We start from the raw sequence: 13582 nt of genomic DNA, 5'->3' as shown, positions 1-13582 counted from the left end.
GCCAGGATTCACCGGACACGGCTAGTCGGGCCACGACGCACCACCCCTCATACCCGACCTGGGTCGGGTCTTCGCCGGAAGTCGCGATCTGCGCGCGTCAGCGCTGCACAATTCGCGCGGCGGTACCCAGGGGCGGGGCGAAGTCCTACGAGGAGGATCTGTGATGTCGAAGGTTGTCGGTGCGCGGACCGTGCGTCGGTTGCGGAGGGTCGGTGTCGTCGGGGCGACGGCTGTGCTGTTGCTCGGGCTGGGGGCGCCACAGGCGCTGGCGGCGCCTGTCACCGAGATCGGGGACGCCCCCTCGTTGCCGCCCGGGCAGACACCGGCAGGCAGCGGGCCGCTCACCTCGATCAGCGGGCAGACGGGTGGGGACGATCGGGAGGACCTGTACCGGATCTGTGTCACCGGGGACAGCTTCTCGGCGACGACCGTCGGCAGCGCGGGGTTCGACACCCAGCTGTTCCTGTTCGCCGACGACGGCACGGGCATGGCCGCGGGCAAGGTGGCCAACGACGACCTTCCGGGCACCGGCCTGGCGTCGACCCTGCCGTCCGGCGGGGCGACCCTGGACGACGGAAGTACCCTCAGCTACCCGCCGGGGGTGTACTACCTGGCGCTCTCGAGATTCGACAGCGACCCGGTCGACGCCGACGGGAGGCCCAGCTTCGTTGGTCCGAACTTCAACTTCGCGGCTCCCAACCCGGGTGCCGGCCCCTTGGCCGGCTGGACCGGACCCGTCGTCGCCGCCGGTGGCGCTTACACGATCACGCTGACCGGGGCGGCCACCTTCTCCTCGGCCCCCTGCGGTGACCCGCTCGCCGTGTGTGCCGGGGCGCCGCCCTCCGGTGCGATCGTCGGCACCAACGCCAACAACCTCATCACGCCCTCGTTCAACTCGGCCGGCGGAGCGCGGCCCACGGCCGGCAACGACGTCATCTTCGCGCTGGGCGGCAACGATGTGGTCGACGGCGGCGGCGGTGACGACACGATCTGCGGCGGCGCCGGGAACGACCTCCTGCGCGGCGGTGACGGCAACGACGCCATCAGCGGCGGCGAAGGCAACGACGCCCTGCAGGGCGGCGCCGGTGACGACGTCCTGCGCGGCGACGCGGGCAACGACAACGTCGACGGCAACGCCGGCACCAACACCACCAGCGGTGGCGACGGGACCGACAACTGCGACAACCCGAACCCGTCGAGCCCCGGCGCGAACGGTTGCGAGGCCTGATCTCCCCGGCGGCCGGTGAGGTATGACCGAACGGCACTTTCGCCCGGCCACGTCGGGCGAAAGTGCCGTTCGTGCGGGTCAGGTGCGGGTGCGCAGCTCGCGGCGAAGCCACTTGCCGGTGACCGCCATGGGGATCTCGTCGAGGAACTCGATCGCCCGCGCGTGCACCACGTGATCACCACCGACGACCATTGAACAGACTTCCCGAGATCGTCCAACGGTTACGAGTCGAGTCGATCACACAAGCCTCTGACCTGCGAAAGTGGGGCGGGTGGGGCTCGAACCCACGACCTGACGGATTATGAGGGAACTTGGTTGCGTGCCCTACAGCTCTCACCTGCGTCTTTGCTTGCAGGTCCTGACCCAGGGGCGTCACTACCGGCCCTAGGTGTCGCTGGTTCGCACCACAAAACGCACCATGTGTCCGGTCTCGACAGGCGAGGCTGCACCAGGCGTCTTGAGGTTCCCCCGGTAGCCCGGAGTGTCGGCTACCTGGCGGTGGCCGGGTCGGGTTCGGCGGCCGCAGCCGCTGGGTGATCGTCGGTGTGAGCATGCCAGGCCGCTCCGTACTCGTCTGGTGAGCGCCACCCGAGCCGGGCTTGGATGCGTTGGGTGTTGTACCAGCCGTCGATGTAGGCGAACAGCGCGTTCTCGGCCTCGTCCCGTGTCCGCCACGACCTCCGGTAGACCAGTTCGGTTTTCAGGGTGGAGAAGAAGTTCTCCATCAGCGCATTATCGTAGGAATCCCCAACCGAACCCATCGACGCGAGAATGCCGTGGTCGTCGAGTCGCTGCCCGAATCGCAGCGACGTGTAATTCGAGCCGCGGTCGGAATGGTGGACCACCTGGCCGTTGCGGATACCGCGTGACCAGGCCGCGTACTCGAGCGCACCGAGGATGAGGTCGGTGTCGCAGCGGTCCGAGCAGCGCCAGCCGACGATCCGGTTGGAGAACGCGTCACGGACCGCGGCGAGCCAGAACACGCCCTGTCCGCACGGGACGCGGGTCGCGTCAGCGACCCAGAGCCGGTTCGGTGCGGGGGCGGTGAAGTCGCGGTTGACCAGGTCCGGCGCCGGGTCGGCGTTTGGGTTCTGCCTGGTCGAGGCGGTGCGCCACTTCTTGCGCAGGAACGCGCCTTGCAGGCCGTGCTCGCGCATCAGCCGCTCGACCCGTTTGCGGGAGATGTGCACGCCGCGGCGGTGCAGGGTGGCGTGGATCCGCGGAGAACCGTAGGTGCCACCGGAGCGGTCGTGGATCTCGACGATCTCGGCGAGCAACTGCTCGTCGGTTCGGCGTCGCGTCGACGGGTGCCGTTGTTGGGTGAGCCAGCCGTAGAACGTCGAGGGTGCGACGTCGAGTACCCGCAGGACCGGGTCGACCCCGAACCGGTCACGGAGATGGCCGACGGCTTTCAATATCGCCTCTTTGTCGGGTCCATCTCCTGGGCGAAAAAAGCACTCGCCGCCTTCAAGATCTCATTGGCCCGGCGCAGCTCGGTGTTTTCCTTCCGGAGCCGGCGCAGCTCCTCGACCTCCGCGCTGGTCGGTAGGTCGCTGCACTGGCCGCGGTCGGCCTGGGCCTGGCGGATCCAGGTCCGCAACGCCTCGTGGTGAACGCCCAGCTGCTCGGCCAGCCGGCAGATCACCGGGCGTGGGTCGGACTCGAAGTAGAGCCGGACCGCGCGCTCACGCAGCTCGTTGGGGTACTTCTTCGGTGCTGCCATCGGAGACTCCCTTCACGGCCTACGGCCATGATCGTCGGTCTCCGAGCTAGCGGGGGAACCTCACACCGGCGAACAGCAACTGCCGCTGGGTGCCCTCGCCGGGGTCGAACAGGAACCCCTGATCGTCCCACCGCAGGAGATAGCCGTTCTGGTTGCGCCGCCGCGTGGGTGCCTGGCTGGCCGTGCCGAGCACGACCAGCTCCCGCGACATGCGATTGACGCTACGCGAGCAACGGGGACCCCTACCCGGCTAGCCTTCCTTGACGACCTGGCGCTGTCGGCCCAGCCGGTCGATCTCGAGTTCCACGACGTCGCCCGCGGCCAGGTACGGGAACGTCCCGGACAGCGCGACCCCCTCCGGCGTTCCGGTGTTGATCAGGTCGCCGGGCTCGAGGACCATGTACCGGGACAGCTCCCACACGATGCGCGCCACGTCGAAGATCATGTCGGCGGTGCTGGACGCCTGCCGCGGGCTGCCGTTCACCCACGACCGGAGCCCCAGCGACCCGGCGTCGCCGACGTCGGCGCCCGGCACGAGCCAGGGCCCGAGCGGGTTGAAGGTCGCGCAGCTCTTCCCCTTGGACCACTGCCCGCCGGAGTGCTCGATCTGGAAGGCGCGCTCGGACACGTCGTTGGCCACGGCGTAGCCGGCGATGTGAGCGGCGGCGTCGGTGGGCGAGTCGAGGTAGGCGGCCCGCCGGCCGATCACGACGGCGAGCTCGACCTCCCAGTCGAGCTTCGCGGCGCCGCGGGGCATGAGCACGTCGTCGTCAGGGCCGACCACCGTGTTCGGGTGCTTGAAGAAGATCACCGGTGCGGTCGGCGGCGCCGCGCCGGTCTCGGCGGCGTGTGCGGCGTAGTTCATGCCGATGCAGATCACCGCGGCGGGCCGGGCGATGGGTGCACCGATCCGCAGGCCGGCGGCGTCCAGGCGCGGCAGCCGGTTCGCGTGGAGCGCGTCGCGCGCCCGCTCGATCCCGTCGCCCGCGAGGAACGCGCCGTCGATGTCGTCGGTGAGCGGGCTCAGGTCGTGAACCTCGCCCTCGCCGTCGCGCACCGCCGGACGCTCGTGTCCCAGCGGCCCCAGCCTCAGCAGCTCCACCCTGTGCTCCCTCGTTCGTCGTCGATCACGGGACCCCGCCGGAGCGGGGGGTCGGTGACGGCACCTGGTGGCTCTCCAGCAGGGCCGAGACACGGTTGCTCGTCGCCGCCAGGTGGCTGCGGACGAGCGCCTCCATGTCGTCGGCGGCGCGGGCGCGCGCCAGCGCGACGATGTTCTCGTGATCGCGCCGGGCCTGGTCGCCGAGGTCGGCGTCGAAGGCGACCGCGAAGCGCACGTAGGGCTCGGACTGCGCCCGCAGCGTGCGCACCAGCGCTTCCAGCCGCGGCCGTCCGCTGCCCGCGACCAGGCACAGGTGGAAGGCCTCGTGCTTGGCCGACCAGTCCACGCCGGGCAGCGCCTCGGTCAGCGCCCGACCCGCGGCCTCCAGCCGGTCGAGGAACGCCTCGTCCGCGGCGGTGCAGGCCAGGCGGGCGGCGAGCGACTCGAGCGGCGTCCGGATCTCGTAGATCTCCAACAGCTCGGCGAGCGAGGGCCGGAACACGTGGGCGGTGCGGTTCCCGTCCTTGATCAGCAACCCCTCGGCGACGAGCCGGCCGACGGCCTCGCGCACCGGTGTGCGGCTGACACCCAGCCGCGCGGCCACCTCCTGCTCGCGCACGGGAGCCCCGCCGGGGAGGTGTCCGCCCAGGATCTCCTCGCGCAACGCGGCGGCGACCTGCTCGGCCGCCCCGCCCGCGTCCTGCGTCCTTCGCATCCGACCCCCTCAGATTGCACACTACATTGCATGCAACCGCCGCGGAGATCACGTTAACGGACGGCTCACGCCGGTCTGGAACCGTCCACGGTGGCGCCGGGCCCGTGCGCCGCAGGTCCGGCGAGCAGGAGGAGACCGACGTGCCGAGGGTTGCCGAGGTGGCCGGTGCGGGTCTGGGCGGGCTGGCCGTGGCCACCGCGCTCGCGAGGCACGGATGGCGGGTGCGGGTCCACGAGCGGGCGTCCGAGCTCCGGATGTTCGGCGCGGGCATCTGGCTGTGGGAGAACGGTCTGCGGTCGCTGCGCCTGATCGGCGCCGAGGACCAGGCCGTCGCGGGCGCCCAGCGCATCAAGGAGTGGGCCGTCGTCGACCAGCACGGGAGCGAGCTGTTCCGCCGCAGCTTCACCGACGAGGACAAGATGATGCTGCCCGTGCGCGCCGACCTCTACCAGGCGCTGATCGACGCCGCCCGTGGCGCCGGGGTCGAGATCGTCACCGACTCGGCCGTGGCCGGGGCCGAGCCGGACGGCGTCCTCGTCCTGGCCGACGGGTCGCGGCTGCCCGCGGACCTCGTCGTCGCTGCCGACGGGGCACACTCGCGGATCCGGGAGGCCCTGCAGCTCACCGACAAGATCTCCTACCTCCGCGAGGGCTACATCCGCCTGCTCGTCCCGAAGCTCCCCGGCGACGAGGAGGCGGTGATCACCGAGGCGTGGCACGGCTCGCGCCGGCTCCTCTACTGCCCGTCGTCGGCCGAGCAGCACTACGTCGCGTTCTCCTGCCTGATGGACGACCGGCGCGGCCGCTCCGTCCCCGTCGACAAGGAGTCGTGGCGCGAGACGTTCCCGACCTTCACGGGGGTGATCGACCGGATCGGCGGGGACGGCCGGTGGGACCGGGGCATGACGGTGCGGTGCCGGGCATGGTCGGAGGGCAAGGTCGTGCTGGTCGGCGACGCGGCGCACGCGCAGGCTCCGAACCTGGCGCAGGGCGCCAACATGACCTTCACCAACGCGGTCTCGCTCGCCGCAGCGGTGAGCGGTGCGCAGGACGTGCCCTCGGCGCTGCGCACCTGGGAGGCGCGCGAGCGCGCGCTCACCGACCACGTCCAGCGGTGGAGCCACGGCTACGGGTGGATGGTCAGCATGTGGCCGGAGAACCTGGCCGACAGCCGGTCGAAGTTCCTCCAGCTCGTCACGGGCATCCCGTGGGTGGACCGTCAGCTCAACCGCGCCGCCCGGCACATCCCGGTCGGGGACCGGTCGTGAACGGCGACGGAGGGGCCCCGATCACTGGGATGAACCCGCGCAAGTCGATCCGGGACGTGCCCGGCACACCGCCGCCGTTTCGCCCGTACTACTCCAACGCCGTCCGCGCGGCGGCCGGCGACATGCTCTACATCTCGGGTCAGGTCGCGTGGGACGACGAGGGCGCGATCGTGGGTGTCGGGGACGGAGCCGCCCAGGCCCGGCAGGCGTTCGGCAACCTCGGCAAGGTGCTCGCGGCGCACGGGGCGAGCTGGCAGGACCTGGTCAAGGTGACCGTCTTCGTCACCGACTTCGGCTGGTTCGACGAGCTGAGCGCCCTGCGCGAGGCGCTGTTCCCCGAGGCGGGGCCGGCCAGCACCATCGTGCGGGTGGCGGGGCTGGTGCAGCCGGAGCTACTGGTCGAGGTGGAGGCCGTGGCGGTCGTCGGGTGAGCGGTGGCGGCTCGCAAGCCTGTGGCCTGTGCCCGGACGGCGACGCTCCCCCGGCCGAGCTCGCGAGCCCTGCGGTCGACGTCGGCGGATGGGCGGCCGGGGTGCTGCGCGGCTACGAGGTACCGGGCTGGCTCGCGGTGTTCCCACGGCGGCACGTCGAGTCCGTCGATGCGCTCACCGGCGCCGAGGCCGAGGAGCTGGGCGGCGCACTCCGCAGCGTGACGGCGGCCGTTCGCGCGGCGACATCCTGCGAGAAGGTCTACGCCGTGACCTTCGGTGAGCGGCTGCCGCACTTCCACGTGCTGGTCATGGCAGTGCCTGCGGATCTTCCCGCCGAGCTGCGCGGTGCCGCGCTGATCGGCGGGAAGGACCGGCTGCGCGACCCGGCCGCTGCCCTCGAGGTCGCGGAGCACCTGCGGTTCCGGTGAGCGCAGCGGTGCTCGTGCACCGCTGCGCCCACCGGGGGGCCTCATCCGGGGAGCCCGACCACCGCCTCGATCTCCACCAGCATCCCTGGCACGGCCAGCGCGCTCACCTCGACCAGCGTGCTGGCCGGGAACGCCGACCCGAAGTACTCCCGGCGCACGCTGTTGACCTTCGCCCGGTCGTCCACGTCGATGAGGAAGACGGTCACCTTCAGCACATCGGCGAAGCTCGCCCCGGCGTGCGCGAGCACCTTCCCGATGTTCGCGTGCACCTGGTGCGCCTGCGCGACCACGTCGCCCTCGCCGACGAGCCGGTCGTCCTCGTCCAGCGGTGCGGCCCCGGAGATGAACAGCAGGTCTCCGAACCGAACGGCGTCCGTGTAGTGGCTCAGCGGCGCCGGCAGCCCCGGCACCCGCATCTCCTCGCGTTGCGTCCCGCTCATCCCGTGTTCCTCTCGTCGTTCCGGTTCGTGCCGCAGACCGACCGGGGCCGGATCCGCGCGTCCTCCAGGTGCGCGACCACTCCGACCAGCGACTCCACGCTGGAGAAGTCGAGGTAGTCGTCGATGAACGGCCACACCGTGCGCAGTCCGGCGACCTGCGGCCGGTAGTCGAGCGCCGCCGCGTGCGGGTCCAGCCAGACGAGTCGGCCCACCTGCCGCCGCAGCCGGGTCGCCTCGCGCGCCAGCAGGTCGCCGTCGCCGACGTCCCACCCGTCGCTGAGCACGATCGCGGTCGTGGTGGGCGCGAGCGCGCCGCGCGCCTCGAGCGCCCCCGTGAAGCCGTGCAGGGAGTGCCCGATGCGGGTGCCACCCGCCAGTGAGACCGAGCGGTGCTCCAGCCAGGCCAGCGCCGGCCGCAGCGGCATGCGCCGGAACACGTCGGTGACCATCGCGACCTCGACGTTGAAGATCGCGCATTCCACCGAGCGGGCAGCCTTCGTCAGGGCGTGGACGAACGCCAGGAAGAACGGCGTGTAGGGCTGCATCGAGGTACTCAGGTCGCACAGCACCACGAGCCTGGCCCGCTCGCGGCGCTGCCGGGCGCGACGCAGGTCGGCGACCTCGCCGGCGTAGCGCAGGTTGTGCCGCAGGCTCTCCCGCAGGTCGACGAGGTCGCCGCGCTGGTCGGGGCGGCGCCGCCTGCTGCGCGTGGTGCCGAGCGCGCGCGCGCACCGGCGGGCGAGCTCCTCGACGCGGCGGTCCCGCTCGGGGACCGCCGCCGACACCCGGCGACCGGTCCCGCTGCTGCTCCAGCTGGCCCGCCGGGCAGACCCGTCGACGCGCCGGGCGCCGTTCCCGATGCCGGCCGCGTCCAGCCCGCCAGGATCGCCCGTCCCGGACGCCCCGTCATCCCCGCCGCCGGACTCGTCGGCCAGTCCGAGCACCTCGGGCGGCTCCACCGACCAGAACACGCCGAACACCACGTCGACGACGGCGGCCTCCTCGACCGACGCCGCCAGGCAGCTGCGCAGCGCGACCTGCAGGTCCGCGCGGCGCTCCAGCGGGACAGTGTCGGCGGCCCGGACCGCCCGCAGCACCGCGGACAGCGGTGCCGGGACGCCCAGGTCGCGCAACAGGGCACCGAAGAGCGGGACGTCGTGGGTGAGGTCGCCGGTCCGCTGCCGGCGCCGGTCGCGCGCCGCGGCCACGAGGGGGTGCGGCGCGAGGGCGCCGGGGCGCTCGCGCCGGTTGCCGGCCACCTCAGGCCGTCCAACCGTCCGGCAGCAGGCCGAACTCGCGGTACACCTGCTCGCTGTCCCGGCCCAGGAACGCCGCGATGTCCTCGCTGTCCTTGAGCAGGCAGCCGATGGTGTCCTCGATCCGCCCGCGGTCGATGTCGGTGGCACCGAAGAGCGTCAGCGCGCGGAGCCAGTCGATCGTCTCCGACACTCCGGGTGCCTTGCGGTAGTAGCCGTTGCGCAGGCGCTGCACGAGTAGGCAGCCGCGCTGCACCAGCCGGTCGGACACCTCGGGCAGCCGGGTGCGGACGATCTCGATCTCGCGCTCGAGGCTGGGGAACGGGATCCAGTGGTAGAGGCAGCGGCGGCGCAGCGCGTCGGACAGCGCCCGCGTCCGGTTCGCGGTGAGCACGATCGTGGGCTTGCGCTCCGCGCGGATCGTGCCGATCTCGGGGATGGTCACCTGGAACTGGGAGAGCACCTCGAGCAGCAGCGCCTCGAACTCCTCGTCGGCCCGGTCCACCTCGTCGATGAGCAGCAGCACCGGCCGGTCGTCGGACGGCCAGATCGCCTCGAGGAGCGGCCTGCGGAGCAGGAACTCGGGCGAGAAGATCCGCGACCGCAGGCCCGTCCCGGACACTCCCTCGGCCTCGCCGATCCGGATCTCGAGCAGCTGCCGCGCGTAGTCCCACTCGTAGAGCGCGTGGTGCGCCGCCAGCCCCTCGTAGCACTGCAGCCGCACCAGCCGGGCGCCCTGCGCGGCAGCCAGCGCCTCGGCCACCGCCGTCTTCCCCACCCCGGGCTCCCCCTCCAGCAGCACGGGGAGCTCGAGGCGCCCGGCCAGGTGCAGCACCGTGGCGAGCGGACGGTCGACGACGTAGTGCTGCGCGGCCAGCGCGGCGCCGAGCTCGAGCACCGGGTCGTCCTCGGCGTCGTGGGCGGCGTCGTGTGCGGCGGTGGCGGTCCCCTCAGCCATCGGAGGCGGGCGCCGTCACCGGGTGCATGACCTGCGCCGCCTCCATCGCAGCGTCCACGATGTGCTGGTAGCCGGTGCACCGGCAGATGTTCCCGGCGATCGCCTTCCGCACGTCGTCACGGCTCGGCTCCGGGTTGTCCTCCAGGTAGTCCTTCAGCACCATCAACATCCCCGGGGTGCAGAACCCGCACTGCAGCGCGTGGCACTTGTGGAACGCGGCCTGCAGCGGGTGCAGGTCCTCGTCCTGCGCGCCGAGTGCGTCCAACGGCCGGTACATCCCGGCGAGGCTCTGCGTGGTGATGTGCTCCAGCGGCGCCACCCGCTGCGGCGCCAGCCCCTCGACCGTGGTGACGCTGCGCCCGGCGACCTGCAGGGCCAGGACGTTGCAGGACTTCACGATGTCGCCGTCGACCTCCACCGAGCAGCACCCGCAGCGGGCCTCGAGGCAGCCGTTGTGGGTGCCGGTGAAGCCCGCGACGTCGCGGATGAACTCCAGCAGCAGAGTCCGCTCGTCCACCTCGGCGGTGACGTCGGTCCCGTTGATCGTGAGGGTCATGATCTGCACGGTCAGCTCCCCGCCGTCGTTGTGTGGGCAGTCGTCGTGTGGGCCCGCTCGTCGGCCAGCGCGATCGCGCGTCCGACGAGCACTCCGATGAGTTCGCGCTGGTACCGGCGCGGCACCGTGGTGGCCTGCTCGGCGGGCAGCACCTCGTCGGCCGCCACGAGGCCGACCTCGACCGTGTCCACCGCCGTCGGCGTGCCTCCGGTGAGCCGCTCCGCGGCGGCGGACGCCAGTACCGGAGCGGGGTGGACCGCGCCGACCGTGACGCGGGCGCCCGCCACGGCGCCGTCCGCGCCCAGCCGCAGCGCGCACACCGCCGAGACCAGCGCCGCGTCGAACACCCGATAGCGGAACTTCTGGAACGCGACCCCGGAGAACGCGGTCTGCGGCCCGAACCGGACGGTCGTGAGGATCTCGCCGGCGCGCAGCACCGTGCCGCCCGCCGGGTCGAAGAACGCAGCGGCGGCGATCGTCCGCCCGCCCCCGGCGCCGACGACGTCCAGCTCCGCGTCGAGCGCGACCGCCAGCGTCACCATGTCGAACCGAGGGTCGGCGGCGCACAGCGCGCCGCCGATCGTGCCCATCGTGCGCACCGGGCGGTCGGCCAGGTCGCCGGCGACGGCGGCGATCTCGGCGTGCCACCCACGGAAGTCCGCCTCGGCGAGCGCGGCGTAGGTGGTCGCGGCGCCGATCTCCAGGGCACCGGAGTCGGTGTGGCGCCAGCCGCGCAGGTCCGCGACCTCGGCCAGCGAGACCAGCGCCGACGGGCGGGCCAGCCGCTCCTTGAGCGCGAGCAGCAGCGTCTGCCCACCCGCGATCACCTGGGCACCGGGGCCGTGCCGCTCGAGCAGGTCGACGGCCTCCCCCAGCCCCCGCGGGGAGTGGAAGCTGAACGGCTTCACAGCAGCAGGTCTCCTTCGTCCGAGCCGGTCGGTGCGGGCCACTCGTCAGGCGTGCGCGGTCCGGTGAACTCGGGCATGTCGTCGGGGTAGCGGAAGCTGCGCAGTCCCTGCCGCTCCTTCTCCCGCAGGGCGAGCAGCATCCGGTCCGGGGTGATCGGCAGCTGGGTGAACCGGACGCCGGTGGCGTCGTACACGGCGTTGCCGATCGCGGCGGGCACCGGGCCGGTACCGGACTCGCCGGCACCCTTCTGCCCGCCAGGGATCGCGACGGACGGCGCCGGGATCTCGAACATCTTGGTCAGCTCGGGCAGCTCGGTGGCGTAGGGCGCCCGGTAGTCCTTGAAGCTCGCGTTGAGCATGTGGCCCTGGTCGTCGTAGACGTAGTCCTCGCCCAGCGCCATGCCGATCCCCATCAGGAACCCGCCCTGGTGCTGCCCCTCGACGATCAGCGGGTTGATCACCGTCCCGGTGTCGTGCGCCATCGCGTAGTCGACGACGGTGATCCGGCCGGTGTCCGGGTCGACGCGCACGTGCGCGGCGTGCGCGGCACCCGAGTAGGTGACGCTGAAGTTGCCCGTCCCGTCGGGTGCCTCCCGCTCGGTCGGCGTGTCGTAGGTGGCCACCGCCTCGAGCGTCGGCTCGAAGCCGGGCGGGAGCTGGTGGGTGCGGTAGGCGGCGTAGCCGGCCAGGTTCTCCAGGTACAGCCCGGTGTCGGGCAGGCCGCGGACGTGCACCCGGTCGCTGCCGGTCTCCAGGTCGTCCGGGTTGGCCTCCAGCACGTGGGCGGCGATGGCGACGACCTTCTCGCGCAGCCGCTCGGCCGCCTGCCGGCAGGCCGTTCCGAGGACGGCCGCGGCCCTGCTGGCGTAGGTCCCTAGCCCGAACGGGGCGGTCGCCGAGTCCGGCGGGGCGAGCGCGACCTTCTCGAAACCGACGCCGAGCACGTCGCCGACGATCTGGGCGAGGAACGTGGCGTGGCCCTGGCCGTGCGAGACGTCGCTGGAGTAGATCGTGACGGTGCCGTCGGTCTCGAGCCGCAGCCGGACCGCCGAGAGGTCCGTGTCGAAGGACGGGTGCCGGCAGCTCGTGTACTTCATGGACACGGCCAGCCCGACACCCTCGTGCGGCGTGGGCTGCGCCTTCTTCTGCTTCCAGCCGATCGCGTCCGCGCAGGTCTGCAGGCACTCGTGGATCGACGTCGAGTCGATGACCTGACCCATCGGCGTGCGGTAGGGGAAGGTCTCCGGGCGCACGACGTTGCGGGCGCGCAGCTCCAGCGCGTCCATGCCGAGCTGCTCGGCAGCCATGTCGACGAGCTGCTCCTTGGCCCAGATCGTCTCGGGGATCCCGAAGCCCCGCAGCGGGCCGGCAGGCGCGGTGTTGGTGTGCACGATGTCCGCGTCGATGTGGATGTTCGGGATCGGGTAGGGCAGCATCCCGACGTTCGTGCCGATATGGACGACCTGGTTGCCCCACAGGGACTGCGCGCCGCAGTCGTGCACGATGTAGTCGCGGTAGCCGGTGATCTCACCGTCCCGCTTGAGGGACATCTCCGCGTACCGGACCTGCCCCGTCCGTGCGGTGCCGGCGCGGAAGATCTCGCCGCGTCCCAGGACGAGGTGCACCGGCTTGCCGAGCTGCATCGAGAGCACCGACGCGATCACCTCGTGGGCGAACATCTGCGCCTTCGAGCCGAAGCCGGCCCCGACCTCCGGGATGATCACGCGGACGCGGTTGCGCGGGATCTGCAGCGTGTCGGCGAGGATGTCGCGGACCATGAAGATCGACTGCGTGGACGAGTAGATGGTGAGCACACCGGTGAAGGAGTCGTAGCTGGCCACGCATCCGTGCGGGTCCAGCGCCGCGCCGGCCTGCCGGTTGCTGACGAACCGCTGGCGCACCACGACGTCGGCGTCGGCCGCGGCGGCCTCCGCGTCCCCGACCCGCACCCGGTAGCGGTCGAAGATGTTGCCCTCGCCGAACTCGTAGCTGATGCCCTCCTGGATCAACGGCGAGCTGGGGTCCACCGCGTACTCGGGGTCGACCACCACCGGCAGTTCGTCGCAGTCCACCCGGATCAGCTCGAGTGCGTCGAGGGCGGCGTACTTGCTGTCCGCGACGACGGCCGCAACCTCCTGGCCCTCGTAGAGGATCTTGTCGGTGGCGAACGGGAAGTGGTCGCCGACCAGCAGGTCCTGCATCATGTCGCCCCACGGCTTGATCTTGCCGAGGAGGTCCCGGCCGCAGATCGCACCGCGGACGCCGGGCTGCTGCAGGGCCGCCGTCAGATCCACGTCGTTGAGGCGTGCGTGTGCGGTGGTGCTGCGCAGGATCTTGGCGTAGAGCATTCCGGGCAGCCGGATGTCGTCGATGAAGCGAGCGGTGCCGGTGAGCAGGGCCAGGTCCTCGGTGCGCGGCACCGACCGGCCCACGAGTTTGCCCGCGGAACCGGTCGGCCGTCGCTGGGGCGCGCGCCGCTCGGCCGGTGGGCCCGTCGGCGGGGCCGTCGGCAGGGTCTCAGTCATTCCACGCCTCTCGTCGTGCCCGGTCAGGTCAGGTGGTGTCGGGT

At 71.9% G+C, this 13582-nt stretch carries 14 protein-coding genes and 1 pseudogene; 4 read left to right on the top strand and 11 right to left on the bottom strand.

The genetic code is table 11. The annotated features are described in order from the left end of the window. The first annotated feature begins 199 nt into the window (after nt 1-199). A complete protein-coding gene (locus tag I4I82_RS23875) occupies nt 200-1228 on the top strand; it encodes a DVUA0089 family protein (RefSeq protein WP_218596020.1) in 1029 nt (342 codons plus the stop codon). 488 nt (nt 1229-1716) lie between these two features. Here the strand turns inward: I4I82_RS23875 and I4I82_RS23870 are convergent, their stop codons facing one another. The 5 genes and pseudogenes from I4I82_RS23870 to I4I82_RS23850 form a co-directional block, all read right to left on the bottom strand. After that, nucleotides 1717-2643: an IS3 family transposase gene (locus I4I82_RS23870; protein ID WP_218596019.1), complete on the bottom strand. Its 927-nt coding sequence runs from the start codon at nt 2641-2643 to the stop codon at nt 1717-1719. Next, nucleotides 2640-2951 (bottom strand): transposase, encoded by a 312-nt coding sequence (locus tag I4I82_RS23865; protein WP_218595852.1) that lies wholly within the window; start codon nt 2949-2951, stop codon nt 2640-2642. The genes I4I82_RS23870 and I4I82_RS23865 overlap by 4 nt, the downstream gene beginning before the upstream one ends. 61 nt (nt 2952-3012) lie before the next feature. Further along, a pseudogene (locus I4I82_RS23860) lies at nt 3013-3162 on the bottom strand (ribonuclease Z); the annotation flags it as partial. A gap of 39 nt (nt 3163-3201) precedes the next feature. Beyond that, nucleotides 3202-4053, bottom strand: a complete 852-nt coding sequence (locus tag I4I82_RS23855; RefSeq protein WP_218589030.1) for a fumarylacetoacetate hydrolase family protein — start codon at nt 4051-4053, stop codon at nt 3202-3204. A 25-nt stretch (nt 4054-4078) separates the two neighbouring features. Continuing rightward, nucleotides 4079-4768, bottom strand: coding sequence for a GntR family transcriptional regulator (locus tag I4I82_RS23850; RefSeq protein ID WP_218589029.1), 690 nt, complete (start codon nt 4766-4768; stop codon nt 4079-4081). A 140-nt stretch (nt 4769-4908) separates the two neighbouring features. Here I4I82_RS23850 and I4I82_RS23845 point away from each other — a divergent pair, with 140 nt between their 5' ends. The 3 genes from I4I82_RS23845 to I4I82_RS23835 are packed head-to-tail and all read left to right on the top strand — an operon-like array spanning nt 4909 to nt 6895. Beyond that, nucleotides 4909-6036 (top strand): FAD-dependent oxidoreductase, encoded by a 1128-nt coding sequence (locus I4I82_RS23845; protein WP_218596018.1) that lies wholly within the window; start codon nt 4909-4911, stop codon nt 6034-6036. Next, the gene (locus I4I82_RS23840; protein ID WP_218589027.1) at nt 6033-6467 is read left to right on the top strand and encodes a RidA family protein; all 435 of its coding nucleotides are present in this window, start codon (nt 6033-6035) and stop codon (nt 6465-6467) included. Before I4I82_RS23845 ends, I4I82_RS23840 begins: the two co-directional genes overlap by 4 nt. Continuing rightward, entirely contained in the window at nt 6464-6895 is a 432-nt protein-coding gene (locus I4I82_RS23835; protein ID WP_218589026.1) for an HIT family protein, read from the top strand. The genes I4I82_RS23840 and I4I82_RS23835 overlap by 4 nt, the downstream gene beginning before the upstream one ends. Before the next feature lie 41 nt (nt 6896-6936). Here the strand turns inward: I4I82_RS23835 and I4I82_RS23830 are convergent, their stop codons facing one another. Genes I4I82_RS23830 through I4I82_RS23805 form a run of 6 tightly spaced genes read right to left on the bottom strand, consistent with a single transcriptional unit; the run spans nt 6937 to nt 13538 of the window. Further along, the gene (locus I4I82_RS23830) at nt 6937-7335 is read right to left on the bottom strand and encodes a RidA family protein (RefSeq protein WP_218589025.1); all 399 of its coding nucleotides are present in this window, start codon (nt 7333-7335) and stop codon (nt 6937-6939) included. Continuing rightward, nucleotides 7332-8594: a VWA domain-containing protein gene (locus I4I82_RS23825; protein WP_218589024.1), complete on the bottom strand. Its 1263-nt coding sequence runs from the start codon at nt 8592-8594 to the stop codon at nt 7332-7334. Before I4I82_RS23825 ends, I4I82_RS23830 begins: the two co-directional genes overlap by 4 nt. A gap of 1 nt (nt 8595) precedes the next feature. Then, on the bottom strand, nt 8596-9549 hold the full coding sequence (locus I4I82_RS23820; protein WP_218589023.1) for an AAA family ATPase: 954 nt from the start codon (nt 9547-9549) through the stop codon (nt 8596-8598). Beyond that, nucleotides 9542-10105, bottom strand: coding sequence for a (2Fe-2S)-binding protein (locus I4I82_RS23815; protein ID WP_218589022.1), 564 nt, complete (start codon nt 10103-10105; stop codon nt 9542-9544). Before I4I82_RS23815 ends, I4I82_RS23820 begins: the two co-directional genes overlap by 8 nt. Before the next feature lie 11 nt (nt 10106-10116). Continuing rightward, on the bottom strand, nt 10117-11013 hold the full coding sequence (locus I4I82_RS23810) for an FAD binding domain-containing protein (protein WP_218589021.1): 897 nt from the start codon (nt 11011-11013) through the stop codon (nt 10117-10119). Beyond that, complete coding sequence (locus I4I82_RS23805) at nt 11010-13538, bottom strand: xanthine dehydrogenase family protein molybdopterin-binding subunit (protein ID WP_218589020.1); 2529 nt, start codon at nt 13536-13538, stop codon at nt 11010-11012. The genes I4I82_RS23810 and I4I82_RS23805 overlap by 4 nt, the downstream gene beginning before the upstream one ends. Nucleotides 13539-13582 lie beyond the last annotated feature (44 nt).

It is taken from the genome of Pseudonocardia oceani (assembly GCF_019263585.2).
Classification (GTDB): domain Bacteria; phylum Actinomycetota; class Actinomycetes; order Mycobacteriales; family Pseudonocardiaceae; genus Pseudonocardia; species Pseudonocardia oceani.
This window is presented reverse-complemented; position numbering and strand designations above follow the sequence as displayed.

What these genes read in the sequence shown, in the direction of transcription:
- I4I82_RS23865 (WP_218595852.1), bottom strand. Translation starts at nt 2,951, where the DNA reads ATGGCAGCACCGAAGAAGTACCCCAACGAGCTGCGTGAGCGCGCGGTC.
- I4I82_RS23850 (WP_218589029.1), bottom strand. Translation starts at nt 4,768, where the DNA reads ATGCGAAGGACGCAGGACGCGGGCGGGGCGGCCGAGCAGGTCGCCGCC.
- I4I82_RS23830 (WP_218589025.1), bottom strand. Translation starts at nt 7,335, where the DNA reads ATGAGCGGGACGCAACGCGAGGAGATGCGGGTGCCGGGGCTGCCGGCG.
- I4I82_RS23820 (WP_218589023.1), bottom strand. Translation starts at nt 9,549, where the DNA reads ATGGCTGAGGGGACCGCCACCGCCGCACACGACGCCGCCCACGACGCC.
- I4I82_RS23815 (WP_218589022.1), bottom strand. Translation starts at nt 10,105, where the DNA reads ATGACCCTCACGATCAACGGGACCGACGTCACCGCCGAGGTGGACGAG.
- I4I82_RS23805 (WP_218589020.1), bottom strand. Translation starts at nt 13,538, where the DNA reads ATGACTGAGACCCTGCCGACGGCCCCGCCGACGGGCCCACCGGCCGAG.